Annotated in this window: 25 protein-coding genes and 1 tRNA gene; 18 read left to right on the forward strand and 8 right to left on the reverse strand. The window is 40.6% G+C overall.

Annotation, left to right across the window (positions count from 1 at the left end):
• Nucleotides 1-144: 144 nt before the first annotated feature.
• Both E7X57_RS09990 and E7X57_RS09995 read left to right on the forward strand, forming a co-directional pair.
• Nucleotides 145-1470, forward strand: coding sequence for a hypothetical protein (locus tag E7X57_RS09990; protein ID WP_135612824.1), 1326 nt, complete (start codon nucleotides 145-147; stop codon nucleotides 1468-1470).
• A gap of 162 nt (nucleotides 1471-1632) precedes the next feature.
• Complete coding sequence (locus tag E7X57_RS09995) at nucleotides 1633-2520, forward strand: hypothetical protein (protein ID WP_135612825.1); 888 nt, start codon at nucleotides 1633-1635, stop codon at nucleotides 2518-2520.
• Between the two features lie 61 nt (nucleotides 2521-2581).
• On the opposite strand, the gene E7X57_RS10000 is transcribed toward E7X57_RS09995, so the two are convergent.
• Nucleotides 2582-3073 carry a hypothetical protein gene (locus tag E7X57_RS10000; RefSeq protein ID WP_135612826.1) on the reverse strand — a complete coding sequence of 164 codons (492 nt, stop codon included), beginning with the start codon at nucleotides 3071-3073 and terminating at the stop codon, nucleotides 2582-2584.
• 34 nt (nucleotides 3074-3107) lie between these two features.
• Nucleotides 3108-3359 (reverse strand): hypothetical protein, encoded by a 252-nt coding sequence (locus E7X57_RS12680; protein ID WP_135612827.1) that lies wholly within the window; start codon nucleotides 3357-3359, stop codon nucleotides 3108-3110.
• Between the two features lie 118 nt (nucleotides 3360-3477).
• Between E7X57_RS12680 and E7X57_RS10010 the strand changes: the two genes are divergently transcribed.
• The 3 genes from E7X57_RS10010 to E7X57_RS10020 all read left to right on the forward strand — a co-directional run bounded on the left by E7X57_RS10010 (nucleotide 3478) and on the right by E7X57_RS10020 (nucleotide 5949).
• The gene (locus E7X57_RS10010; protein ID WP_135612828.1) at nucleotides 3478-3720 is read left to right on the forward strand and encodes a hypothetical protein; all 243 of its coding nucleotides are present in this window, start codon (nucleotides 3478-3480) and stop codon (nucleotides 3718-3720) included.
• Between the two features lie 267 nt (nucleotides 3721-3987).
• Nucleotides 3988-5607, forward strand: coding sequence for a hydroxylamine reductase (gene hcp / locus E7X57_RS10015; protein WP_135612829.1), 1620 nt, complete (start codon nucleotides 3988-3990; stop codon nucleotides 5605-5607).
• A gap of 27 nt (nucleotides 5608-5634) precedes the next feature.
• A complete protein-coding gene (locus E7X57_RS10020) occupies nucleotides 5635-5949 on the forward strand; it encodes a cupin domain-containing protein (RefSeq protein ID WP_135612830.1) in 315 nt (104 codons plus the stop codon).
• A gap of 98 nt (nucleotides 5950-6047) precedes the next feature.
• Here the strand turns inward: E7X57_RS10020 and E7X57_RS10025 are convergent, their stop codons facing one another.
• Complete coding sequence (locus tag E7X57_RS10025; protein WP_135612831.1) at nucleotides 6048-6452, reverse strand: hypothetical protein; 405 nt, start codon at nucleotides 6450-6452, stop codon at nucleotides 6048-6050.
• A 281-nt stretch (nucleotides 6453-6733) separates the two neighbouring features.
• Between E7X57_RS10025 and purD the strand changes: the two genes are divergently transcribed.
• The 4 genes from purD (at nucleotide 6734) to E7X57_RS10045 (ending at nucleotide 9830) form a co-directional block, all read left to right on the forward strand.
• Nucleotides 6734-8035: a phosphoribosylamine--glycine ligase gene (gene purD, locus E7X57_RS10030; RefSeq protein ID WP_135612832.1), complete on the forward strand. Its 1302-nt coding sequence runs from the start codon at nucleotides 6734-6736 to the stop codon at nucleotides 8033-8035.
• Between the two features lie 22 nt (nucleotides 8036-8057).
• Nucleotides 8058-8963 carry an ornithine carbamoyltransferase gene (argF, locus tag E7X57_RS10035; RefSeq protein ID WP_135612833.1) on the forward strand — a complete coding sequence of 302 codons (906 nt, stop codon included), beginning with the start codon at nucleotides 8058-8060 and terminating at the stop codon, nucleotides 8961-8963.
• A 382-nt stretch (nucleotides 8964-9345) separates the two neighbouring features.
• Nucleotides 9346-9552, forward strand: a complete 207-nt coding sequence (locus E7X57_RS10040) for a hypothetical protein (protein WP_244603674.1) — start codon at nucleotides 9346-9348, stop codon at nucleotides 9550-9552.
• 190 nt (nucleotides 9553-9742) lie between these two features.
• Nucleotides 9743-9830: transfer RNA gene (locus E7X57_RS10045), tRNA-Leu, on the forward strand.
• A gap of 237 nt (nucleotides 9831-10067) precedes the next feature.
• Here E7X57_RS10045 and E7X57_RS12895 read toward each other — a convergent pair.
• On the reverse strand, nucleotides 10068-10190 hold the full coding sequence (locus E7X57_RS12895) for a hypothetical protein (protein ID WP_256369419.1): 123 nt from the start codon (nucleotides 10188-10190) through the stop codon (nucleotides 10068-10070).
• A 435-nt stretch (nucleotides 10191-10625) separates the two neighbouring features.
• On the opposite strand from E7X57_RS12895, the gene E7X57_RS10050 reads away from it, so the two are divergent.
• From E7X57_RS10050 to E7X57_RS10070, 5 genes are all read left to right on the forward strand, one after another.
• Nucleotides 10626-11159, forward strand: a complete 534-nt coding sequence (locus tag E7X57_RS10050; protein WP_135612834.1) for a J domain-containing protein — start codon at nucleotides 10626-10628, stop codon at nucleotides 11157-11159.
• Between the two features lie 417 nt (nucleotides 11160-11576).
• Nucleotides 11577-11918 carry a hypothetical protein gene (locus E7X57_RS10055; protein WP_135612835.1) on the forward strand — a complete coding sequence of 114 codons (342 nt, stop codon included), beginning with the start codon at nucleotides 11577-11579 and terminating at the stop codon, nucleotides 11916-11918.
• A 130-nt stretch (nucleotides 11919-12048) separates the two neighbouring features.
• A complete protein-coding gene (locus E7X57_RS10060; RefSeq protein ID WP_135612836.1) occupies nucleotides 12049-12624 on the forward strand; it encodes a flavodoxin family protein in 576 nt (191 codons plus the stop codon).
• Between the two features lie 262 nt (nucleotides 12625-12886).
• On the forward strand, nucleotides 12887-14608 hold the full coding sequence (locus tag E7X57_RS10065) for a hypothetical protein (protein WP_135612837.1): 1722 nt from the start codon (nucleotides 12887-12889) through the stop codon (nucleotides 14606-14608).
• A gap of 116 nt (nucleotides 14609-14724) precedes the next feature.
• Nucleotides 14725-14955, forward strand: a complete 231-nt coding sequence (locus E7X57_RS10070; protein WP_135612838.1) for a hypothetical protein — start codon at nucleotides 14725-14727, stop codon at nucleotides 14953-14955.
• Between the two features lie 55 nt (nucleotides 14956-15010).
• Here the strand turns inward: E7X57_RS10070 and E7X57_RS10075 are convergent, their stop codons facing one another.
• Nucleotides 15011-16111, reverse strand: coding sequence for a hypothetical protein (locus tag E7X57_RS10075; protein WP_135612839.1), 1101 nt, complete (start codon nucleotides 16109-16111; stop codon nucleotides 15011-15013).
• 219 nt (nucleotides 16112-16330) lie between these two features.
• On the opposite strand from E7X57_RS10075, the gene E7X57_RS10080 reads away from it, so the two are divergent.
• Together E7X57_RS10080 and E7X57_RS10085 are read left to right on the forward strand one after the other, a co-directional pair.
• A complete protein-coding gene (locus E7X57_RS10080; protein WP_135612840.1) occupies nucleotides 16331-16852 on the forward strand; it encodes a DUF134 domain-containing protein in 522 nt (173 codons plus the stop codon).
• Between the two features lie 67 nt (nucleotides 16853-16919).
• Nucleotides 16920-17900, forward strand: coding sequence for a radical SAM protein (locus tag E7X57_RS10085; protein ID WP_135612841.1), 981 nt, complete (start codon nucleotides 16920-16922; stop codon nucleotides 17898-17900).
• A 28-nt stretch (nucleotides 17901-17928) separates the two neighbouring features.
• Here E7X57_RS10085 and E7X57_RS10090 read toward each other — a convergent pair whose 3' ends face one another.
• The 3 genes from E7X57_RS10090 to E7X57_RS10100 all read right to left on the reverse strand — a co-directional run bounded on the left by E7X57_RS10090 (nucleotide 17929) and on the right by E7X57_RS10100 (nucleotide 21212).
• Nucleotides 17929-18111 carry a DUF2769 domain-containing protein gene (locus E7X57_RS10090; RefSeq protein WP_135612842.1) on the reverse strand — a complete coding sequence of 61 codons (183 nt, stop codon included), beginning with the start codon at nucleotides 18109-18111 and terminating at the stop codon, nucleotides 17929-17931.
• A gap of 186 nt (nucleotides 18112-18297) precedes the next feature.
• Nucleotides 18298-20853: a NosD domain-containing protein gene (locus tag E7X57_RS10095; RefSeq protein WP_167880978.1), complete on the reverse strand. Its 2556-nt coding sequence runs from the start codon at nucleotides 20851-20853 to the stop codon at nucleotides 18298-18300.
• Between the two features lie 113 nt (nucleotides 20854-20966).
• Nucleotides 20967-21212, reverse strand: coding sequence for a DUF2769 domain-containing protein (locus E7X57_RS10100; RefSeq protein WP_244603675.1), 246 nt, complete (start codon nucleotides 21210-21212; stop codon nucleotides 20967-20969).
• 388 nt (nucleotides 21213-21600) lie between these two features.
• Here E7X57_RS10100 and E7X57_RS10105 point away from each other — a divergent pair, with 388 nt between their 5' ends.
• Together E7X57_RS10105 and E7X57_RS10110 are read left to right on the forward strand one after the other, a co-directional pair.
• Complete coding sequence (locus E7X57_RS10105; RefSeq protein ID WP_135612844.1) at nucleotides 21601-22113, forward strand: gamma carbonic anhydrase family protein; 513 nt, start codon at nucleotides 21601-21603, stop codon at nucleotides 22111-22113.
• A gap of 45 nt (nucleotides 22114-22158) precedes the next feature.
• Nucleotides 22159-22968, forward strand: coding sequence for an epoxyqueuosine reductase (locus E7X57_RS10110; protein ID WP_244603676.1), 810 nt, complete (start codon nucleotides 22159-22161; stop codon nucleotides 22966-22968).
• Nucleotides 22969-23010: the final 42 nt, after the last annotated feature.

The following is a 23010-nucleotide window of genomic DNA, read 5'->3' on the forward strand; positions in this document are numbered from 1 at the left end:
TGGATTAATGGTTTGAATGTGTCATAAAATCGATTTGCCGTGTTTATTGTTATTGTCTTATAACAGATCTGAATTGGCCCTATTCTGTGATACAATTATCAGCGTTTTCTGCCAGAGTACAAATTAATAGGGGAATGGTTTCTAATGAACAGTCGGAAAATAGGCTTGAAGTTAATTGTTTTTTTACTAATTTTACTTTTTACTTACTCGATTGCTGCTACAGGTCAATATTGTTCCTTTGAAGGAACTACTGGTAATTTTGAATTAATAGCAGAAGAAGGTGTAGTCGAACTTAATGCCAGTAGTTTCAGGCTAAATGTGAATCAAACCGTTTTTAGGAACATCAACAATATAATCGTAACAGAAAGGGATGGAACCACATATAATGCAAAGGCGGCAGAGATTCAAGTGAACTATCGAGAAAAATATAGCTGGAGCTTTCCCGGTACACACTTAGAAGCTACATTTAACAATATCACTTTTGAAAAACCAAATGAATATAATACTATAATAATTAAAGGTGAGTCGGATAACATCGGATACAATACTATAACATCAATTAACGAAAATATCATAATACCTTCACATATAACGAGTTCTGTTTTTTTCAATGGAAGAAAAATATATGATTTTCAAACCATTGAACTTGTAGTAGATGATGACAGCTATGTCGAGTTACATTCAGCTCAAATAGGTTTGAGTGCTTATCAAAGTTCTAATTATCTCATCTACTCTACTTCCTTAAAAAAAGCAACAATTAATTCAGAGGGCACATTAAGATTGGATGATCACAAATATTTTGTTGAAACTGTAGATAAAATTGAAATATCCAACTCACATGCATCTTTATTCCGAGTGACTGATGAAGAAATAAGGTTTAATGGAGAGATAGAATCTGCATTTTTGAATGATGAAGACATAATGGTTAATTTCATTTCATATTGGTTCGATCAACAAACTGACAAAATAAATGCTATTTCTAGTTTTATTATTGCAGTTGCTACAGCAGTACTTGTGGGTGTCACATGGAGACAAGTAAAATATAGTAGTAAAGTGACAGAACAGAATGATAAAAATATTAAACTTATTTCAAGTTCCCAACAAATTGCTTTGTTACAAAGGAAGCTAGAGTTATTCTATTATCCACTATTTGATTTTCTAAAAACATATACGACCCTCACAGAAGAAAAAGAAAAAAACAATAAGAAAATAATGATGTTCCATGTCAATTTTCATCTTGATAATTCTGAAAAGAGGGAGCTTACCTCGTACAATAAAATAATAAGCCACCAGTATTTGGCAGAAAATAAAACAAAACCTCTATTTGAGGAGTTCATTCGTAAACTACACGCTACTCCAAGCTCAACAAATACTGAATTAATAGCAATTTATAAAAAATTAGTTGATTCTCTAGATAGAGACATTGAAGAGATAAACAATAAGTTGGAATCGCTAATGGACTTGGAATAACTCGCATACCTTGTGAATATCGGCGCAGCGAAGAATCACACTGATGCAATCGAAAAAGCAGTTGAGAATATGGCAACTGAAGAACACACTAAAGAGAAACTGAAACAAAGCTGAAACGGGTTCGGGAAATAATTGAATTTTGATAGAAAATGAGGTGATTTTATGGTTATTTTGTCCGATATTACAAATGAAGATGAGAACAAAAATTGTTTTGTTATATGTCCCATAGGCAACGAAGATAGCGATACTCGAAAAAGGTCTGATATAACGTTCGAGCACATTATTAAGCCAGTTGTTGAAAAACATGGATACACTCCGATCCGTGCCGATCACATAAGCGAATCAGGAATGATAAGTACTCAGATAATTGATCACATTATTAATTCAGCGCTTGTTATTGCGGATTTAACCGACAGTAATCCAAATGTATACTATGAGCTAGCTCTACGTCACTCTGTACAAAAACCCTATATACAGATGATAAATTTAAATCAAACAATTCCTTTTGATATCAGTGGCATGAGAACGATCTTTTTTGATCTCAGAATGGATCACGGTAACGATGCAAAAGATGAGCTTTATAAACAAATAGAATCAATACAATCGGGTAAATTTAATGCTGCAAACCCCATTACACTTGCACATAACTTTTCTGCCGTTCAAAGGATTTTGAGTGAAAAGGTGGATACTGAAAGTGACAATGTAACAACCATTCTTCTTGAATCGGTTTCAGAATTAATGACGATGATGGATGGCATGAAGGCAGATATTTCTAATCTGAAACGATCATCAGATTTTCCAAAGTCTCTTAAAGGCCCCGGCCCAGAAAGAGCCAGTTTGGAATTGGAGGAACATATTGATTATTTAATGGAAAAGTATCAGAAATATCGTGAATTGCTTGATGAAATGGAACAGAATGGGGCCAGTGGAGAAGAGTTATCACAGATTGCTAAGAAAACTCAACATTTGAAGACTCAGCTTGAGTTTTTAGAGGATAAAAGACGCTCTGTAGCGAGAAATGTATACCAATTTAGATTAACAGATATATGATTCATAACCCCTGATTTCCAACTTTCCTTTTCATGAGCGGTGGGTCGGGAGTTTGATTTTTTCAGTTATTTAAATGTTTTAAATCCTTTTTTAGTTCTGTAACATCTGATGCCACCATTTTCTTCAAATCGTTAATACATTCCTCCAAATAGTCGCCTTTAGCGGTTTCCCATGGATTTTCTTTTCTCACTATTTCTAGAAAATCATTAAGGGTACTTTCTAAGTGGGCACTAGCGAGGTGTTGGTACTTGACTAGATCATCAGCACTATGCCATTTCGTACTAGCATTATAAAGGCCATCGTATTCACCAGAGATATAGGCATCGGGGTGGGTGAAGAAATGCAAGTCGGATGAATTTAAAACATCATTTAATGGGTTGTAAAACTTCTCAAGTCGCTTTTCGATATATGACGCCTTTTGTTGCTTCTTTGATTGTTCAACGGTTTTATGAGTTAACCACGCATACACTCCTGTGATAATTACAAGCACTACTGTGGCGATTGCGGTTATTAACCCAGAGTTAGCATTTAATATTGATATCAAATTTGACATGTTGTCTCGTTTCCTGTCCGCCTTAAATAAGATATTATCGTCTGCTGAAACCTCTACCGAAAGCAGGCAGGTTCCCGATAATCTCAATTACTGCCCACCAAAAAACTGCGACAATTAATGGAATGATTATACAGAGAATCAAGAATACAGAGGTTTGATGACTTTCTGGAATAAGTTGCAGGACCCATGTGATGAATTTTAGACCATAAATGAACATTGTCAATATTGAAAGTATTATTTCAACTTTGTAATATTCAATAAGGCCATCGATTATTCCATATCTCATCCCTATCACCACAAGCAAAATTACGATGTTTATGAAGTTGCAGCTAATGTATTATAACGTTTTGTGATTATGTACAATTCAACTTTCCTTTTTATAACTCGATGTGACAGCTTATGCTATGTCACAAATTCAGTCTACTCTTCTTTCTGAAAAGTCGGTCATCGAAGGCAATTCTGTTACAATCCCCATCGTCAAAGTAGATACAAAGACCTATAGTGCAGATGGGAACGAGTTCACACTCACGAAAAGCGCACTGGAATCCGCTGCAGAATCATGGAAAGGCAAAATCACAACACTCAATCATCAGATCAAAGAGAAAGATATCGCTCTGAGGCGGGGGCAGAAGCGAAGCGGGGTGTAAAACGTTTTTTGGAGAGGTACTTTGTCAGAACTCACAACAGATTGGCAAAGAATTTCTTCGCTACCACTCACATTATAAATAGGTTTAAAAACATAGCCTATAGAGGAGCGGGTTAGAAGTATTCATTTTGAAGTATCAAAGTGGAAACTACCTCTATAAGTAGCAGTATCCCGGATATACCAGTGTTAACTAGAGATGCTAACTACAATTTCAGACAGATAGATACCTGCATAAATACACATCATACCTAAAGATCAAGGTGATAAAATGTTCTGTTACCAGTGTGAAGAAACAATGAACGGGGAAGGCTGCACAAAGAACGGCATGTGTGGTAAAAAAGGTGAGGTCTCTGACCTTCAGGACGATCTCATCTATGTGCTTAAGAGCATTTCATTTTACAACCAGAAAGCAAGAAATGCAAAAATTTCAGAAGAAAGCACTGATGATTTTATGCTCGATGCACTGTTCTCCACCATAACGAATACCGATTTCAGAGCGAGCGGAATTCAGGAACGCATTGACAGAGGCTTCGAGCTTCAGAATGAGATCAGGCAGAAACTTCTGGACAACAATGCACTTGATGAGAGCGATCTTCCCGAGATCGCAACCTTAAGCCCGGAAAACCTCAAAGACAGGGATACCGGCATACTTGCAACAGAGAACGAAGATATCCGATCATTAAGAGAACTGCTGATCTTTGGTATCAAAGGAATTGCAGCATATGCACATCATGCCATGATGCTTGGACAGACCAATAAAAAAGTCAATTCATTCATAGAAGAGGGGCTTGTGGCAACTACGGATGACAGCCTGACCGATAAGAACCTCGTCTCACTTGTCCTGAAATGCGGGGAAAAAGGCTTTGATGCAATGGCAGCACTTGATACGGCAAATACCACTGCATTTGGAAATCCGGAACCTACAGAGGTTAATATTGGAACAAGGGACAAGCCGGGAATACTCATCAGCGGACATGACCTGAATGACCTGAAACAACTATTGGATCAGACTGAAGGGACAGGCGTCGATGTCTATACTCACGGTGAGATGCTTCCTGCAAACTCATATCCTGAATTTAAGAAATACGAACACCTTGTCGGAAACTACGGTGGATCCTGGTGGCACCAGAAACAGGAATTCGAAAGCTTCAACGGACCTATACTGATGACAAGCAACTGTATAGTCCCTCCAAAGAAAACCTACACTGACAGAATATACACTACCGGTTCTGTTGGATTTGATGGCGTCACACACCTCGTAGCTAAAGATGGTAAGAAAGATTTCTCGGCTATCATCGAGCAGGCAAAGACCTGTGAACCTCCGGTACAACTTGAAGAAGGTACCATCATGGGCGGCTTTGCTTACAACTCTGTACTATCCAATGCAGACAAGATCGTTGATGCCGTCAAAGCAGGCAAGATAAAGAAGTTCATTGTCATGGCAGGATGTGACGGTCGCCACAAGGACAGGCAGTACTACACGGATTTTGCAGAAGCACTGCCAAAGGATACTGTCATACTTACCGCAGGCTGTGCAAAATATCGTTACAATAAACTTAACCTTGGAGACATTGATGGAATTCCAAGAGTACTGGATGCAGGACAGTGTAATGATTCATTTTCACTTGTCATCATTGCACAAGGACTTATGGCCAGACTTGGATTTATAGATGTTAACGAAGCACCGATATCGTACAATATCGCATGGTACGAACAAAAAGCAGTCCTTGTGTTGCTTGCCCTCCTGAGGATGGGAATACAGGATATTACCCTTGGCCCGAAACTTCCGGCATTTGTCTCACCGAATGTACTCAAAGTACTGGTTGAGGAGTTCAACATAACACCTAACACCACAGTAGAAGAGGACATGGAGAGACTGTTAAAATAAACATTCATCAATGGAGACGAGAAAACCATGAAGATCATAGAATTAGATAAAGCACCTGAGAAAGAGAACCCTCACAATGTACTTGCAAAAGGACTTTTCGACACAGAGCAAGTACAGGTCGTACACCTTGAACTTAAACCCGGAGAGTCACTTAAGTTACACAAGACACCAATGAACGTGTTCTTCTACGTTCTCGAAGGAACCGGCATTGTTGTGATCGGAGATGAGGAAGAGACTGTTTCAAAGGACATGCTCATCGAAAGCCCTAAAGCCATTCCCCACTTGCTGAGAAATGAAAGTGACAGCCTTTTCCGTTTCCTCGTTGTGAAACTGAAAGAGTGAAGAAATCATCTGGTAGAGGTCAGTCTTGAATTTAAGAAGACCTCTGGATCTTTTTTTGTTGAATCTATGATCGGATTCGTTTTTATAATTTTTTAATATCAGACCGTTATCTCTCCTATGCTCATATTGCCATTATAGATATGTATGCCAGGATCGTTCCATAGATGATAATTTATTGTCATATTTTTGGTGGTATTGTTATCCAACGTAGCATAGACCGTGTATTTGTCCTCCGCCCAAGCAAAAAACGACCTGGGCACCATCCATAGCGGTTTTTTATGTGACCAGTGCTCACCCGGACCTAAGGTCCTGGAATCATTAAAGATCGATTTGTTATCAGGTCCGACGATATCAACACCTACTGTATGTGAAATCGGATCGGAATTGTATACTGTAAATAGAGGAGTAGGAGAACCTGCGATAAAAAAAGTGAACCAGAAAGGGAACAGTAAGATCAACAATGCAACCAGAATACCTATGACCAGTGTTTTGCGGGAAACCATTTTGTGTCCAGTCCGGAACTAATTGGAAAGCTATTGGACATCATTTAATAAAAATGTACTGCAAATCATTCTTTTTTTGTAATGAAACATGAATGTCAGCTAAAAACGACAAAATATCTGCATTAACAAAGCAACCATGTCGGAAACTATTTATTTAATACAAAGAAAACTAGCTCCCTTAACATATCTAAATAAACAGATCAACGTTATTTTTTAATAATATAATAAAATAAATTTATTATTAACATCAATACATTTTTTGATCAAATGAGGTTATACAGATGAATGTTCTAATCGTTGGTGGCGGCGGCAGAGAAAATGCTATTGCAGATGCTGTTGCAAGAAGTGAACGCAAACCCACTATTTTCTCAGTTATGGCAAAGAAGAATCCGGGAATTGCCGGCTTGTGTGAAGATGTCCTTCTGGTTAAAGAGACAGAAGTTGAAAAGGTAGTCGAGTACGCAATATCAAAGAACATAGAAGTCGCTTTTATCGGACCGGAAGCACCTCTTGCAGCCGGTCTTGCCGATGCCCTTGAGGATGCAGGGATCGGAGCGGTCGGTCCAAGGAAAGATGTCGCACGCATCGAGTTCGACAAGGCATGGGCACGCAATTTCATGAAGGACAACAACATCGATGGCTGTCCTGCATTCAAGGTGTTCTCCAGTGAAGAAGGACTTGAGGACTACATTGAGGAATTGGGCAATGTTGCCATCAAACCAGCAGGACTTACAGGCGGAAAGGGGGTCAAGGTCATGGGTGACCAGTTACCTGACACAAAGGCTGCTTTTGAATATTCAAGATCATTACTCGATGGTGACAATGTCGTTGTTGAAGAGAACCTGATCGGTGAGGAGTTCACGTTACAGGCATTTGTCGATGGAAAGAACCTTGCATTCACACCATGCGTGCAGGACCACAAGCGTGCCTTTGAGAACGACCTCGGACCAAACACCGGTGGAATGGGATCATATTCCAGCTCCGACGAGCTTCTTCCTTTCATGAACGTCGATGACATCGAACCTGCAAGGGAGATCATGAAGGCAACCGTGAAAGCTCTCCATGAAGCAACAGGCACACCATTCAAGGGAATCCTTTACGGGCAGTTCATCCTTACAAAGGACGGAGCAAAAGTCATCGAGTTCAATGCAAGATTTGGTGACCCTGAAGCAATGAACGTACTTCCACTGCTTGATACCGACATGGTTGATGTCATGTCCGCAGTTGCCAATGGAACACTTGATGAGCTGGATGTGAAGTTCGCTCACAAGGCAACCGTTTGCAAGTATGCAGTACCTGCAGGCTATCCTGACGAACCTACAAAGGACAAGGAAGTCATCGTTGGCGATATTGGCGATGCGCTATTATTCTATTCAAGCGTATATGAGAAAGACGGAAAGGTCTATACTACCGGTTCAAGGGCTGTAGCTGTTGTTGGTATCGAGAATACCATCGATGAAGCTGAGAAGATCGCCCAGAACGCACTTGAGAACATTATTGGAGACCTCCATTTCAGAAGTGATATTGGAAAGCCTGAGCTTATCCAGAGAAGAATAGACCACATGGAAGAGATCCGTGGTTAATTCTCAAACCTGAGTTGATAACATGAAACATTTACTATCAATGACCGACCTGACATCCGATGAGATCATCGAGATCCTTGATATGGCAGAAGACCTCAAGGAGAAGAGGGTACGCGGAAAGGTCACAGACCTGCTTAAGAACAAAAGCCTTGCGATGATATTCGAAAAGTCATCCACAAGAACAAGGGTTTCATTCGAGGTTGCCATGAGCGATCTTGGCGGACACTCAATTTACCTTAATTCAAGGGATATACAGATCGGACGCGGTGAAACTGTTTCAGACACTGCCCAGGTGCTTTCCCGCTATGTTGCCGGAATTACTGCAAGGGTGAACAGCCATAAGACCGTAGAGGAACTGGCTGAACATTCACAGGTGCCGGTCATTAATGCACTTTCCGACCTTGAGCACCCATGCCAGATCCTGGCAGATTTCCTTACCATCCGCGAATACAAGAACAGCCTTAAAGGATTGAAGTTCGCATGGATAGGTGACGGTAACAACGTATGTAATTCACTTATACTCGGCTGTGCTCTCGTTGGCATGGAGATCGCTGTTGCATGCCCTGAAGGATATGAACCAAATGCAGATATCGTAGCAAAGGGCAGGGAACTGGGTGGGCATATCAACGTCACGAACGATCCACAGGAAGCTGCAAGGGATGCAGATGTGTTGTATACCGATGTATGGGTATCCATGGGCGATGAGGAAGAGAGGGAAAAAAGGCTAAGCGACCTTGCAGACTATCAGATCAATTCCAAACTGGTTGGCCTCTCAAAACACAATGTGATCGTAATGCACTGTCTTCCTGCACATAGAGGCGAGGAGATCTCAGCAGATGTCATGGAAGGACCACATTCCGTGGTATTTGACCAGGCAGAGAACCGCCTGCACGCACAGAAGGCCCTTATCCTTAAACTGATGGCATAATATGCCATCCACCTTCTTTTTTTCAGGCCATTCAAAAGGCTTTGTACAATTTTAAAGCCGTTGTCCATTTTGAGACCGCATTCCATTTTACGCATCGGTAGCCGATTAGAAGTGGATTATACTATATATTAACGACAACAATCTATAAATTAGATCAAGAGTTCCTGTTTCTTCTTCTCTTGATCGACTCCTTTGTTGACTCTTTCGAAGACCGGGGCACTCAAGACAACCTCCAAACTTCTTTTGATAAGGCCCCATTACTTCTTTTTTGACATATAAAACTGTTACTTGTAATCTTTTTAACATATAATAATATTGTTAACAACGATAACTGTCTAAAATGAGGGAAATAATTATTAGTAAGAAAGGCAATATATAGTGAATGGTGATAGATATGTGGACATTCTCAAAATTAAGTAAAGAAAATATGGATGCAATTAGCGCTGCAGAAGGAAAGTTGGGCGTAACCCTCATTGCTTTTTCTGATGAGGATATCAAATATGCAGCTCTCGCCGATGACGCTGTCAAAGAAGTAAAAGAGCTGGAAAAAAAATTAGGCCTTTCTCTTGTAGCTCTTGAAACAGACTAAAAATGGATGTAACACCTTACACCCACCTTTTTTCTTATTTTTCCAACATCAAAGGCCTATTTCTCCAGATAATAAAGAAAAGAGCAGTTGTTCATATTCTATCGCTGTTCCAGACAATCAAATTAAGCCAACAGGTCCCCATAACCACAACGCTTAATAATGAAAAACACTACTATTGGCTAACCGCGTTGCGAGGGTTGCCCAGCCAGGCCAAAGGCGCTAGGTTCAGAGCCTAGTCTCGTAGGAGTACAAGGGTTCGAATCCCTTCTCTCGCACCAAATCTTTTTTTGGACATAGTGATCTTGACAAGTTTTACCCTGCATCCTGTCTTCATGAGAATGGTATTGAGCAAACTTTGTTTTAACATTGGTACTTTCAGGAAGAGAACGTCTTATAGTAGTTTTAAACAGAAGTGCTCAACATCGCAAAGGCAAGAGCAAAAATGTGGAAGTTGCCTTCTGGACAAGTAACCCCACATAGTAATAATTTTCAAAATTTCCGCAGGAGTATAGTAATTACTTTTTCTCCTTTTCCTCTTTAGCAAGTTCTAGCTTCTTACCGCAAAGATCACATTTTCCTTCATCTGTAACACTTGGCTGTCTTGGTGCTTCTCCCCCACAAATTCCACATTTTACCATCACTTTCACCTCCTGTTCACATTTATCAGAGTATAGCTCCCCAATATTGTTCCAATTATTCCGGAAGCCTAGTTACCCTTTAAATATAAGCGATACAATTATTAAAATCTTGTGAATCTGAGGTTTTATTTTAGTTTCTGACGATCAAACTGATCGCATGATTCTATCATGAGGAGATGAATTAAGGGAATCCATTTGAAAAGCAGATAGAACAATTTAAGTTCCATGCTTGTTGGAAATGTTGCATCCGTCAATGAGAGAACACATACTCCTGAGGATAATCAATTGCTGAGAATCTAACATCTTTGATGTGGAGTTTGTAACCATCAGTATCCATGTTGATTCCATGACCATTTAAGAAAAGCAACATGCATATGATTATATAAAGGAGGATAGTACTAGTGAATTCTTCAAAAACGAAAATGAGTGAACTAAATGGTAAAAATAAAAGGACACGAGATCGATCCCATCATAATAAAGAGTGCTGGCAATCGAAGAGCTATGCAATTTAAGAATAATATTATTACTGTATTAAGAAAGATCGGTATTAACGAAAATGATGTTGATATTCCTCTCGAACGTGTCGCGATGAAAAAGGCTAAAGCTTCTGCAACCTGGTACCTATCGGACCATCGAATGCACTACAGCCATAATCTCCAAAGTAGATACGTAGAAAATCTTCATATGTTATTCAAGGTAATCGAGATCGAAGCAAATCGTGTCATTTCCGGGGACATCACATTATCCGATTTTATATTAGAGTTCAAAGAGGATTCCGATGTTTATGATAAGCGCAAAGAGGCGCGGGAATTTTTTGAATGTGACCATGATGAGAGCGATTTTGAGGTCATTAATAAAAAATATAAGTTGATGGCAAAAGAGTTGCACCCGGATATGCCAACCGGAGACACTGAGAAATTCAAGAAGCTAAATATTGCACATAAGATACTGAAGAGAGAATTGACATAATATCTCTTCATATCCCAAGGCATTGAAACTTATTTCAATGCTTCATTTTCTAATTATGTGGTTACTTCTAATTTTGCTGTTTTGATGGGTACAAAATCGGTCAATAACTTTCTCACCCCAACATATCTGTCTTGGAATCTTCCAATAGATATATATTAAATTACACACCTTTTTTTAGCGGGGAAATACAATTTGGAGTATTGCAGATTTTCTGTATCAATACAGTACTGATGTTCATATTTATACTTAAATTAACAAATGAACATGATGCAGAGATCAGTGTCTGGCAGAGCGATCGTGGCCATCATATGCGTTATTACCAACATATTGCACCCTGCAAGCAAATTTAATAATTAGTTCCAATAAAATATTGAATGAGATTAAATTTTTCATAAATAACAATGGGAGTGAAAATATATGGACAAGATGAAGAAAGTAGGTCTATTAGGGGCAACAGCTTTGATCGGTGCAGGACTGGCAGCATTATCTGAAGACAGGATCAAGGAGTGCGTTAAGGAAAAGATCGAACAGGGTGCAATGAGCAAAGAAGAAGGAAAGATCCTTGTTGAAGACCTTGTGAGTGAAACGAAGAAGCAGAGGCTTAATCTGGAGAAGAATATCATTGAAAAGCTCCACGGCACTATCCAGATGGCTGATAAGGAACTGGAAAATCTTTCAGATAAGATCGATGAGATGAAGATCCAGGAACTTGAATCTGAGCTTGAAAAAATGAAATCTATGAGGAAGGCAAAAAATTAAATTATCAATCTACTGATAGTAGATCTATAGTAAAATCACTTACTTTTCCTTTTTTTATTGATCCTATTTAATATCAATATTTTCTTACCATATTGTAAATTCCATTCATTCAGAAAAGTGGAGGATAATCATGAAAGTTGTTGCATTCAATGGAAGTCCCAGAAAAGAAGGGAATACATCACGCCTTATCGGACATGTACTGGAAGAACTTGAGAAGGAAGGAATTGAGACTGAAATGATCCAGCTTGGTGGTAGTGCTATTCGTGGCTGTACCGCCTGCATGAAATGTTTTGATAAAAAGGACAAGCGTTGTGTCATTGAGAATGATATTATCAATGAATGTATTGAAAAGATGATCGAAGCCGATGGCATCATCATTGCAACACCTACATATTTTGCAGACCTGAGTGCAGAAACAAAAGCCCTGGTCGAAAGAGCCGGATTTGTTGGTAAAGCAAATGGAGAGCTTTTCAAACGCAAGGTCGGAGCAGCTGTAGTGGCTGTAAGGAGAGCAGGGGGAATCCATGCTTTTGATTCCATCAACCATTTCTTCACGATCTCTGAAATGATTATTCCGGGTTCAAGTTACTGGAACGTAGGAATAGGACTCACGCCGGGAGATGTTGAGTCAGACGGAGAAGGCATGCAGACCATGGAAACCCTTGGTAAGAACATGGCGTGGCTGATGGAAAAGATCAGGGATTGAAGTCTGGAAAAGCAGGCATACAGATTGTTTAAGCAGGGGAAATGCCTCCCCATCATCTTTTTGAAAGCATTTGTTGAAATTTATACTAACAGTCACCATGTTTATATGTTAATAAAAATATAAATTTAAAGATTATTATCCCTATTTACAGGGAGGAAAACAGGGTACTTATATATGCTGTAATTTATCGTTTCAATTTGTAGTTCTACAGAAGATTTGTATCGTATTCTGTAGATATATCATAGAACAGGAGGAAAATATTATGGATTGGGGAAAAGCTTTTGATATTACTGCGGGTGTTTGCACAGGCGGCCTGTACACTATTGGAAAATCTATATACGATTCTTCGGAGTCTGCCGGAGATGCAGCCGAAAAGGCAGGACTGGCAATCGCTGTAATTGGTTCGACGATCGAAGCTGTGGGCGAACAGCTTGAATCAACACTTCAGGAAGCAGAAGAACTGCTGGTAATAACAAGAATGACCCCAAGGGATGAAGAGGATCTTTGGGATGAGGAAAAGGACAGGTTGAATGGACTTAGGCAGGAAGAGACACGCCTTTTGAACAAACTTTCTGAAATGGGAGTCGAAGACGTAAACGATTTCAGCGTTGATTTCTGGGACATGATCAATGATATTCAGGATGTCCTGGAGAAATTCCAGATAATGGCAAGGCTTGCAACTGTCAGGAAAGAGATCCATGACATATTCTATCAGGAGCCGGGCGTCCTTTCAAATACTATCTACAATGCCAAAGAATCACTTGAGCGGTTCAATACCATTGAGCAGCCAATGATCGAGGACATACTGGACTCCCTTGATGATAACCTGGAAATCAGTGAGGAAGTGCTTCAGGAGGTCAAGAAGCTTTTCATTACGAAAAAGAAGGTCCCGGTTTCAATAGCCGATCTCAGTCCCGGCATACAGGCTCACCTGGAAATGCTCCAGAAGGACAAGCTGTATTATCAGGGCCTGATCACGAGGAAGGACACAGTCACTGCCCAGCTTGCAAATGTCATCGAAAAGTTCCCTGAGAAGAAGTTCGATATAAACATGGGGTCCATTGGTATCGCCGGAGCACACATCAATGCAGGGGATATTGTACATGAAGGGACCCATGTCGGAAATGTAGGAAATATCGGAGACATCGTGGCAGAAAGACCCCACAAGGACGATATTGTCAGGGAAGAAGATCGAACCGATATCATAAGAGCAGATTTGGATATCAGGCATGAAAGAATAACTGACGAGGATCTCATCGAAAAGGAAGAACCACACCGAGCCGAGATCGAAAGAGCGGGGACCGCGATCAGGCATGAAAAGATAACTGATAATCATTTCATCAAGAGAGCAGAAAGCATCACCGGAACGGACATTGACAGGGAGATCTCAAGGGACATGGCCGTTGAAGACCGCGAAATGCGTTCAGCATCAGCCGCTTACACCCCCGAAACAGCAAAACCCAGCATGGAAGCTATTTCAAGCATGAAAAGGGCTGTTGTGAAGGGTCCTAAATACTCAATGCTCACAATGCAGCCACACGGTGCCAGGATATCTGCATCCTTAAGCACAAAATTCGATGGCTACCAGAGAAACTATGATTTACTAAAAGCCCAGAAGACCTTCTACTACAGGCAGTCCCTGAAGCTTGAAAGGAAGTACGAACTCCTATCAAATAAGTGGGTGGAAGAGCCCGGAATAATCCCAAAGACACTGGATGAGCTTCACGGAGTGCTGGAGAACGTCAGGACAGAAGAACAACCACGCATAGACCAGCTCCTTGACAACCTGAACGCGAACCTGACCGAATCCCAGGAGACCCTTTCAAAAGCAAATAACACAATGGATTCCGTCCAGAACGCCCTGTCCTTCATGGACATGGATACCGGAAAGATCAAGCTGGGTGCCATGGTGATCGGCGGATTGGTCGTGCTCAACCTGCTGGTCGGACTGATAGTGCTGATCCGGATGGCACTCGGGTACTAAGGATTTTTGTGAATTAATGCTGGGTGGTTCTTTGGCCATCCGGTTTCTTTTTTAGTTGTGCTGGTTAGCAACAAGAGATTGAGATTCTTGAAAGAAAGCATGTTTGTGCTGATTCTGTGGTTTATATTGGGAAAGAAGCTAACAATATTGATGAACAGGAATTGGAAAGCAACCATGTTGAGATGTATCATGATATTGAAAAGCTGAGGGAATTTGTTCTGGAGCTTACTCCTGCTGAAGCTAGGAAGATTGGGATTAAGTACAGGAGTACATTGAGTAAATTAAAAAAGAGGGGAAGGGAAAGGGAGTTTAACCTGAATACGAAGGAGATGAGGAAGATATTATAACAAGTCTTTTGATACTCATTTTTTAGTGAAAATATGGGATTTTGTGAAATAAACTTTATATTTTTTCTCTAAGCATTTTATCGTGAAGAATGATATATGATAACAAATCGAGCAAAATTAAGTACTTTAACGAAATCTCTTCGCATTCAAATCCTTTAAAGTTTCCATGTGCTATGCCATGACGATTTATGGTAGTTGAAGGATTTTTTATTTTATAGGAGTTTTCCCAGAATGAACCCGTGTTAAGATACTCAAATGCCGTATCAAAAACCTGTTTAGGAAACATCAAGATTTTTCTTGAGAAAATCAACTCTTTAAAGGTTTCAATCTTGTCTTTAAAAGTACCACCAGTTCTTTGATTACATTCACTTAAGTAATCTACAATTATTCCTTCAAATTGGGGAACAAGAACATAGATTGAGGCAATGTAATCCTTAGAAAAATGGGCATCCACAGCTTTTTTTATATAAAGTAGCCTTTCTGGAAAAAAATTAGTTTCTTCCCAAAAAGCAAATCGTCTTTCCCAATAAGACGTTCCGTAAGCATCAGAAACAATTTCAAGAAGCTCGGGATTATCAATTACACATGAGTCTTTATGTAATTCTAATAAAACATGTGGATAATATCCCGGTGCAGGAGGCCAGTTATTTTTAGAGAGATTTTCTATTTTTTCAATTGGTTTTATATCCTTATATAATTTTATATTGTTAATAAAATCTAGTATGGGATAGGCATTTTTCATTTCTTGAAAATCTTCTGTGATATCTGGAAAGTTTGGACGACAGTCAAATGTCAAAAAATAATCAAAGAATGAAGATTGACATAAAAAATATGCTGCTGGCTTTCCATCATAAACAGGTGGAACAATATAACTTTGATCAGGATCAATATCATTTAAAGTTACAATTTCACCTGGAATGGTTTTTCTTTTAGCTGTTACATTAACTACGACGTTGACTTCTTCGTTAATTTCAACAATTGGAGATACTTTATCTTCAGATATCTTCTTTAGAATTATTCTAAATTGAAAAACATTAAAGGGTAATTCATTTTCTTCAATAGTACCTTCATCAATTCGTTTTTCAATTTCAGGCAAAATATACAAATTTAAAAGTTGTCCAATTGTACGAAATTTAAGCATATTGTTTCCTCCCACCAATCGCAAATAATTAATTTATACGTAAATAAATTTTTCTAAAGGTTTCTGGTATAAGATTGACATAAAAAATAGCGTACACTTTTTTAGAGTTACCTATATCCCCGACTTGCTGTGAGAAGGATAATATTTGAACCTCCCGACTCACTCCCATTAACCAATACACCCATAGAATAAAATCAAAACCTTTATGTATATTATGCATTATAATGCATAACTATGGGACGCCCTAGAAAAAGAAGAATGGTTAATTTCGACCACAATGTAAGGCATTTCAAACCATCAGGCACTTGCCTGAAAGATCTGGAAGAGGTCAACATAACTATTGATGAACTGGAAACCCTCAGGCTGAGCTATCTTGAAAAGATGAAACAGGAAAATGCAGCTCAGACGATGGAAATACACCAGTCTACCTTTCAAAGGACGCTCCAGAGAACACTGCAGAAGATCGCAGATGCTCTTGTAAATGGAAAATCAATTCGAGTAGAAGGAGGAGACTATACAATGCCAGGAAAGGACGGAACAGGACCGATGGGTCAGGGACCAGCTGGAGGACAGAGCCAGGGTCAGGGTCAGGGTAGAGGACAGAGAGGATTCCGCGGAGGTAAAGGAGCAGGAACTGCCGGGCCCGGTGGAGAATGCAAGTGTACGAGCTGTGGTTATGAACAAGCTCACCAGCCAGGAGTTCCCTGTGCCCAGATGACCTGTCCGGAATGCGGGAAACCTATGGTCAGGAAATGATCAGGCAGACAAGTAAACTGCAGAATCATATTAAAAAAACAGAATGCCATCAACAAATGTGATCAAAATGAAGTCAAGGATCATCTACGGACCAATTCTTTCAAGAAGACTTGGAAGGTCACTTGGAATTGATATTATCAAAAAGGGCGAGTTCAGGAAGAACTGCAATTTCGATTGTGTCTACTGTCAACTTGGGCATGTGGACTGGAAGATATCAAACCCAACGGAAGTTGCAGATCCTGTAACAACTGAAGAAGTGATCGATGGCATCACCAACTACCACAAGAAAGTGGATGATCTTGATTACATAACATTTTCAGGAACATGTGAACCAACACTGAACCTGGAACTGGGTAACATGATCGGACAGATAAGAAAGATCAGCGATGTTCCCATTTGTGTGATCACCAACTCATCCCTCGTGAGCAGGGAGGATGTCAGAGAAAACCTTTCAAAAGCAGATCTTGTGGTTGCTACACTGGTGTCAGGAAATGAAGATACATTTCAGGCCATCAACAGACCTGCACCCGGGATCGAACTTCAGGATATAATCAAAGGACTTCGGGAACTGCAGAAAATGAAAGGTCCGAAGGTCGCCATAGAGGTCATGCTGCTTGATTCGAACAACGGCTATCCTACTAATTCAAGCGATGAGGAGGTCACTAAGCTGGCTGAAGTCCTCAAGTACATCGATCCGGATGAGATCGAAGTGCTGACCACCAGCCGACCTCCGGCAGAGGATTTTACTGTACCTGTTCCTGAAACAAGGCTCAAGGAGATCGCAAAAAGGTTCGACGAGGAACTTGGAATGGAGAGGGTCAGACTTGTGCTTAAGGGACTGAAACGAAAGAGGTCGAACATAAAGCATGAGAACATTGTGGACGAGGTCTATGACCTCATACTTCGCAGGCCCTGCACATTTGAGCAGGTGGTGCAGTCACTGGATATCAATAAGGTGGAACTCACCCCGATAATTGAAGGGCTGGTCGGGGAACAGAAGATCACTGAGATCTTGTCTGAGAACAGGACTTATTACCGTGCAGCATAACTAAAAAAGATTTTTAAAGGGATGAACATTACATCCCAAGCTGTTCTTTTTCAAAACCACGTATGCAATAGTATCCGTGCTTAATACCCAGTTTTTCGGTCATGGGACAAACACCACAGATACAACCATTTTCCTCGTTAATAAAGCCACATTTACCGATCGTATGGAAACAATATCCGCCCGATTCGTTTCTTCCTATTTTATCATTCATACGATCCCTGGACTATTCATAGGAATCTCCTCAGGTCCTGCTACACTAAAATGCTGTGGAAAACTGCAGCCCATCCGGTAAATATCTGCCAAATATCTGTAGAGATCCGCTACAAGAATGGCGGAGTTCTGTTCTACCATCAAAAGACCAAACAACTTCATAAAAAAGAAAAGGGGAAGTGAAGTATTAACTTCTCTTCCTCATTAGCAGATGAACTCCAACCAGTATCATTACCAATGATCCTGTTGAGATCCAGGGTATTCCATTGGACTCTGTTTGTGTATCTTCATCCCCTACTTCAGATATATCATCCTCTGAGGGAGATGTACCATCTTGTATGGATACACTTTCATCCTCTTCTGCAAAACCGACTATCGCAAATGGCGAGAATCCCGGAGTTTTTGCCTCGAAGTAGAGATATGAATCATCTTCTCCAACCTTCATGGTATTGAGGGCATTCCATTTGCCTTCACTGTGTCGATATAATGCTATTGAATTCTCATCAATACCATTCTCTACCAACCAGTCTTTTGCTACGCTGAAACTTATTACAGGATCAGCAATATTGTCTTCAGTAGCAAATCCTGACATACCAACCCAGATGTTAAGATTGCTATAGACAATGCCCGGAGCACTATTATTAACCATTGCAGATTTGTTCTTAAGAACTTCGATCGTTGTTGAAATCCTTCCATAATTTCTCAGTGCAGAGAAGTTAATGTTCTCAATTGCATTCTGCTCAGCATCGAATTTGTAACTAATTTCAAGTCCACCTACGATGTTCTCTGTTTTCACTTCTTTAAACATGATGTTCTCAAAAGCTTCGCCGGTTGCTCCACTTCCACCACCGCCTCCACTACTTCCACCACTGCTTCCACCTCTGGAGGATGAAGAAGTTCGTGTAACATTCACAGATGTTGTGTTGGTGTTTCCAGCGGCATCGGTAACATTTGCATAAATGGTGTTAGCACCTATGGCCAGAGGTACCGTTGCCGTGAAAGTGCCGTTGAAATCTATGATTGTGGTTTCTGCATTAATGTCATTCACTGTAACCAATGGCAGAGATCCGGTTCCATTGACAAGGCCTGAGACAGTAACAGAACTTGCCGTTGTGGATGATCCATCTGCCGGTGAGGTTATACTGATCACTGGCATGAGAGTGTCAACGACAATGGTAAGTGGCAGGTGATCAGATTCATTTACTGAAAGATTATATTGCTCATCGCAGATCCCATCCTTGTTAATATCTACTGGGTTAACACTGAATCCTGTTCCATCAGGATGTACCCAGTAGTTTCCACCAAGGAGATGACCTCCAACAATGTTTGTTCCAGCAGTCATGGTGATGTTCCAGATGTTGCCGGTATTGTTGCCACTGTATCTAGTGTTATTTGTATTGTTGAAGTAATTGTTATAGAGGAGACTGTTGTTGGAATTTTCAAAATAAATACCATCAGAGTTATTCGACACGATGTTACTGCTCAGCGTGTTGTCAATAGAATTCAACAGACCGATACCTATGTCAGCGTTCGAGTTTGCAGTATTATTGCTCAGCGTGTTTATAGTGCTGGACTGTCGCAGACTGATACCTACATGGCTGTTCCAATTTGCAGTGTTATTGACCAGGTCGTTGTAGCTGGACTGTAGTATTCTGATGCCGTAAAAAGTGTTCCAGGTCGCAGTGTTATTGACCAGGTCGTTGTAGCTGGAATTCTCTAAATAAATACCATCATCGAGGTTATACGACAAAATGTTACTGTTCAGCGTGTTGCCGCTGGAATTCAACAGACCAATGCCTGTGTCGTCGTTCCAGTTTGCAGTGTTACTACTCAGCGTGTTGTTAATGGACTGTACCAGCTTGATACCTGCATAGTGAGCGGCAAGGTCGCTTTCGTCACCGTTCCAGTTTGCAATGTTATTGACCAGCTCGTTGTCGTTGGAATTCCCAAGATAAATACCATCATCGAGGTTATATGACACAATGTTACCATTCAGCGTGTTGCCGCTGGAAATTTCAAAATTAATACCTTCAGAGTTATTCGACACACTGTTACTGCTCAGCGTGTTGCCGCTGGAAATTTCAAAATCAATACCTTCAGAGTTATTCGACACAATGTTACTGCTCAACGTGTTGATGTCGGAGTTCAACAGACCGATGCCCATTTCGATGTTCGAGTTTGCAGTATTGTTGCTCAGAGTGTTGTTATCGGAAGAAGATAGCCAGATACCCACATCGAGGTTCGAGTTTGCAATGTTATTACTCAGAGTGTTGTAGCTGGAATTCAACAGACCGATCCCGGTGTCGTTGTTCGAACTTGCAGTGTTACTGCTCAGGATATTGTTGCTGGACCAATCCAACCTGATGCCATCAGAATTGTTAGATAAGCTATTATCACTAATATTACATCCATTAGCTTCATTGAGAAGTATCCCAACGTTATCATTTAAGCCTGTCACAGTAAATCCGCTAATATTGACGTTGTTTGCATTCACTAAAATTACGTAATTGTTTGGATCGATAATCTGGACAATGGTATCGCTCGGATTACCAGACTGTGAATTGATTGTCAGTTCCTTGTTCACAGTCACGTTCTCTGTATAGGTTCCCTGATAGACAAGGATCGTATCCCCATCCCGTGTATTTATATCATCTATAGCAGCCTGTATTGATGTATAATTTGCATCATTTCCAGTGCTGTTGTTCACCGTGATTGTATCTGCAGATGCTGTTCCAATGGTCATTAATACTAAAGCCATTCCAAAACAGATCATCATATTCCTTTTGCTTCTCATTTATAATCCCCACAGAACCACTTATGTGTCACCTATTTAATTAATTACAACCAAAAATCCATTTACAACTGTTCATTTTCAGAACCGCGTGTGCAGTAGTATCCGTGCTTAAGGCCTAATTTCTCGGTCACCGGGCAACCACCACAGATACAACCATTTTCCTCGTTTATACAGCTGCTTTTACCAATAGTAAGGAAACAGTATCCACCCTTTTCCCCACATTCTTTCCACGAAGGACAGTTGGCACAAACACACATCGACAATACCATTTCCTTTTTGTTCTGCATTTCTTCCGGGCTCATTTCCATAGATATTTCCTCCTATTTCCCCTTATTTTCTCATTCATACGATCAACCATTCATAGGAATATCCTCAGACCCTGCTAAACTAAAATGTCGTGGAAAACTGCAGCCCATCCAGTAGAGAACAGATAATAATCTGTAAAGATCCACTACAATATCCCATCCCAGATATGACTTTTCAGATCATCATATAAACAGTTAATGTAAATTGAACATTGGATATCGCTCGAGAAGAACTCATATTGGAATCTGACCACTATGGAACATATATTAACAGACAGAAAATGGTTTCAAAGAGATAAGTTCATATAATAGTTATTAAACGAGTTTACTCAAGTTATGAAAAATATCGACATTCCATAGATGAAACAAACAATATAATCAGGCGATACACATGCTATCAAAATTCAAGGACAAGGTGCCTCTTGTCGATGAAACTGCTTTCGTTGCCGATTCTGCTGAAATCATAGGAGATGTTGTTGTCGGTGAACACTCAAGCATCTGGTTCAATGCGGTTCTCCGGGGAGACATGGACAAAATACAGATCGGGAAACGCACAAGTATTCAGGATAATTCAGTGATCCACACCGACCCCCCACTGGCAACCGAGATCGGTGACGATGTGACCGTGGGTCATGGAGCAGTACTGCATAGCTGCAAGATCGGGAACAATGTCCTCATAGGAATGAATTCCACAGTGCTTGACGGGGTCGAGATCGGAGAGAATTCCATCGTTGGTGCCAATGCACTAGTTCCTCCGGGAAAGAAATTCCCGCCTAACAGCGTTATCACAGGAGTTCCCGGTAAAGTAAGAAGGGAAGCCACACCTGAGGATGTTGCAATGATAAGGGAAAATGCAGCAGAATATGTGAAGCTGACAGCGGAATATAGGAAGCATCAGAACTGATCGATCATCACATATTCGTTAATTGATCCAAAGGAATGAGGTACTATGGAACAACAACAACAACTGAAAGAAGCCCTTCTGGAAAAATGCAGGGAAATGGAGATCCCTCTGGTCGGAGTGGCAAATATCGAACGCTGGGAAAAGCCCCTGTTCCAGCCCTGGATACCGGAAGAATTCCACCCGCATTCCATCTACCCGGAAGCAAGGTCTGTGATAGTCATCGGACTACCAGTCACTCTTCCAGTGCTGGAGACCTCCCCGTCGATATATTACAGGGAACTCTACAAGACAGTGAACAGCCTGCTGGACCAGTACACTTACCGGCTGTCAAATTTTCTTACTGAGAAAGGACACCCTTCAGTTTTCGTTCCAAGAGACGGGTACGGTTCTATCAAAGTACTTCTGGAAAATCCCGTTGCTTTCTTTTCACACCGTCATGCTGCATTCCTTGCCGGGCTTGGGACCTTCGGAATCAACAACATGATACTTACTCCGGAATACGGACCACGCATACGCTTCGGTACAATTCTCACTACTGCGGAACTTAAACCAGACGACATCATGGAAGAGCAGCTATGCAACCATTGCATGCGTTGCGTTAGGATGTGTCCATCGAATGCACTTGAGGAAAAGGACTATCCTCAGGGAATAACCGATAAGAAATCCTGTGCATCTTTTAGTGATGAGCTGAACAGCCGGTATATTTCTCCCTGCGGGATATGCATAAAGGTCTGTCCGATCGGCGAGGACCGCAGGATTTTCGGAAGGGAAGATGCTTCAATGTATGAAAAGAAGGACAAGTTCAAAAAGTACCACAATTCATGGGAACATATCCGCTCTTATGGCGGAAAATAACTAGAACGAAAGAACGAAACCGGTGAGAAAAGAAAAATGAAA

Origin of the sequence: Methanococcoides sp. AM1 (genome assembly GCF_900774055.1) — an archaeon.
Lineage (GTDB): Archaea > Halobacteriota > Methanosarcinia > Methanosarcinales > Methanosarcinaceae > Methanococcoides.

What these genes read in the sequence shown, in the direction of transcription:
- E7X57_RS09990 (WP_135612824.1), top strand. Translation starts at nt 145, where the DNA reads ATGAACAGTCGGAAAATAGGCTTGAAGTTAATTGTTTTTTTACTAATT.
- E7X57_RS09995 (WP_135612825.1), top strand. Translation starts at nt 1,633, where the DNA reads ATGGTTATTTTGTCCGATATTACAAATGAAGATGAGAACAAAAATTGT.
- E7X57_RS10000 (WP_135612826.1), bottom strand. Translation starts at nt 3,073, where the DNA reads ATGTCAAATTTGATATCAATATTAAATGCTAACTCTGGGTTAATAACC.
- E7X57_RS12680 (WP_135612827.1), bottom strand. Translation starts at nt 3,359, where the DNA reads ATGAGATATGGAATAATCGATGGCCTTATTGAATATTACAAAGTTGAA.
- E7X57_RS10010 (WP_135612828.1), top strand. Translation starts at nt 3,478, where the DNA reads ATGTCACAAATTCAGTCTACTCTTCTTTCTGAAAAGTCGGTCATCGAA.
- hcp (WP_135612829.1), top strand. Translation starts at nt 3,988, where the DNA reads ATGTTCTGTTACCAGTGTGAAGAAACAATGAACGGGGAAGGCTGCACA.
- E7X57_RS10020 (WP_135612830.1), top strand. Translation starts at nt 5,635, where the DNA reads ATGAAGATCATAGAATTAGATAAAGCACCTGAGAAAGAGAACCCTCAC.
- E7X57_RS10025 (WP_135612831.1), bottom strand. Translation starts at nt 6,452, where the DNA reads ATGGTTTCCCGCAAAACACTGGTCATAGGTATTCTGGTTGCATTGTTG.
- purD (WP_135612832.1), top strand. Translation starts at nt 6,734, where the DNA reads ATGAATGTTCTAATCGTTGGTGGCGGCGGCAGAGAAAATGCTATTGCA.
- argF (WP_135612833.1), top strand. Translation starts at nt 8,058, where the DNA reads ATGAAACATTTACTATCAATGACCGACCTGACATCCGATGAGATCATC.
- E7X57_RS10040 (WP_244603674.1), top strand. Translation starts at nt 9,346, where the DNA reads ATGGTGATAGATATGTGGACATTCTCAAAATTAAGTAAAGAAAATATG.
- E7X57_RS12895 (WP_256369419.1), bottom strand. Translation starts at nt 10,190, where the DNA reads ATGGTAAAATGTGGAATTTGTGGGGGAGAAGCACCAAGACAGCCAAGT.
- E7X57_RS10050 (WP_135612834.1), top strand. Translation starts at nt 10,626, where the DNA reads ATGGTAAAAATAAAAGGACACGAGATCGATCCCATCATAATAAAGAGT.
- E7X57_RS10055 (WP_135612835.1), top strand. Translation starts at nt 11,577, where the DNA reads ATGGACAAGATGAAGAAAGTAGGTCTATTAGGGGCAACAGCTTTGATC.
- E7X57_RS10060 (WP_135612836.1), top strand. Translation starts at nt 12,049, where the DNA reads ATGAAAGTTGTTGCATTCAATGGAAGTCCCAGAAAAGAAGGGAATACA.
- E7X57_RS10065 (WP_135612837.1), top strand. Translation starts at nt 12,887, where the DNA reads ATGGATTGGGGAAAAGCTTTTGATATTACTGCGGGTGTTTGCACAGGC.
- E7X57_RS10080 (WP_135612840.1), top strand. Translation starts at nt 16,331, where the DNA reads ATGGGACGCCCTAGAAAAAGAAGAATGGTTAATTTCGACCACAATGTA.
- E7X57_RS10085 (WP_135612841.1), top strand. Translation starts at nt 16,920, where the DNA reads ATGAAGTCAAGGATCATCTACGGACCAATTCTTTCAAGAAGACTTGGA.
- E7X57_RS10090 (WP_135612842.1), bottom strand. Translation starts at nt 18,111, where the DNA reads ATGAATGATAAAATAGGAAGAAACGAATCGGGCGGATATTGTTTCCAT.
- E7X57_RS10095 (WP_167880978.1), bottom strand. Translation starts at nt 20,853, where the DNA reads ATGACCATTGGAACAGCATCTGCAGATACAATCACGGTGAACAACAGC.
- E7X57_RS10100 (WP_244603675.1), bottom strand. Translation starts at nt 21,212, where the DNA reads ATGGAAATGAGCCCGGAAGAAATGCAGAACAAAAAGGAAATGGTATTG.
- E7X57_RS10105 (WP_135612844.1), top strand. Translation starts at nt 21,601, where the DNA reads ATGCTATCAAAATTCAAGGACAAGGTGCCTCTTGTCGATGAAACTGCT.
- E7X57_RS10110 (WP_244603676.1), top strand. Translation starts at nt 22,159, where the DNA reads ATGGAACAACAACAACAACTGAAAGAAGCCCTTCTGGAAAAATGCAGG.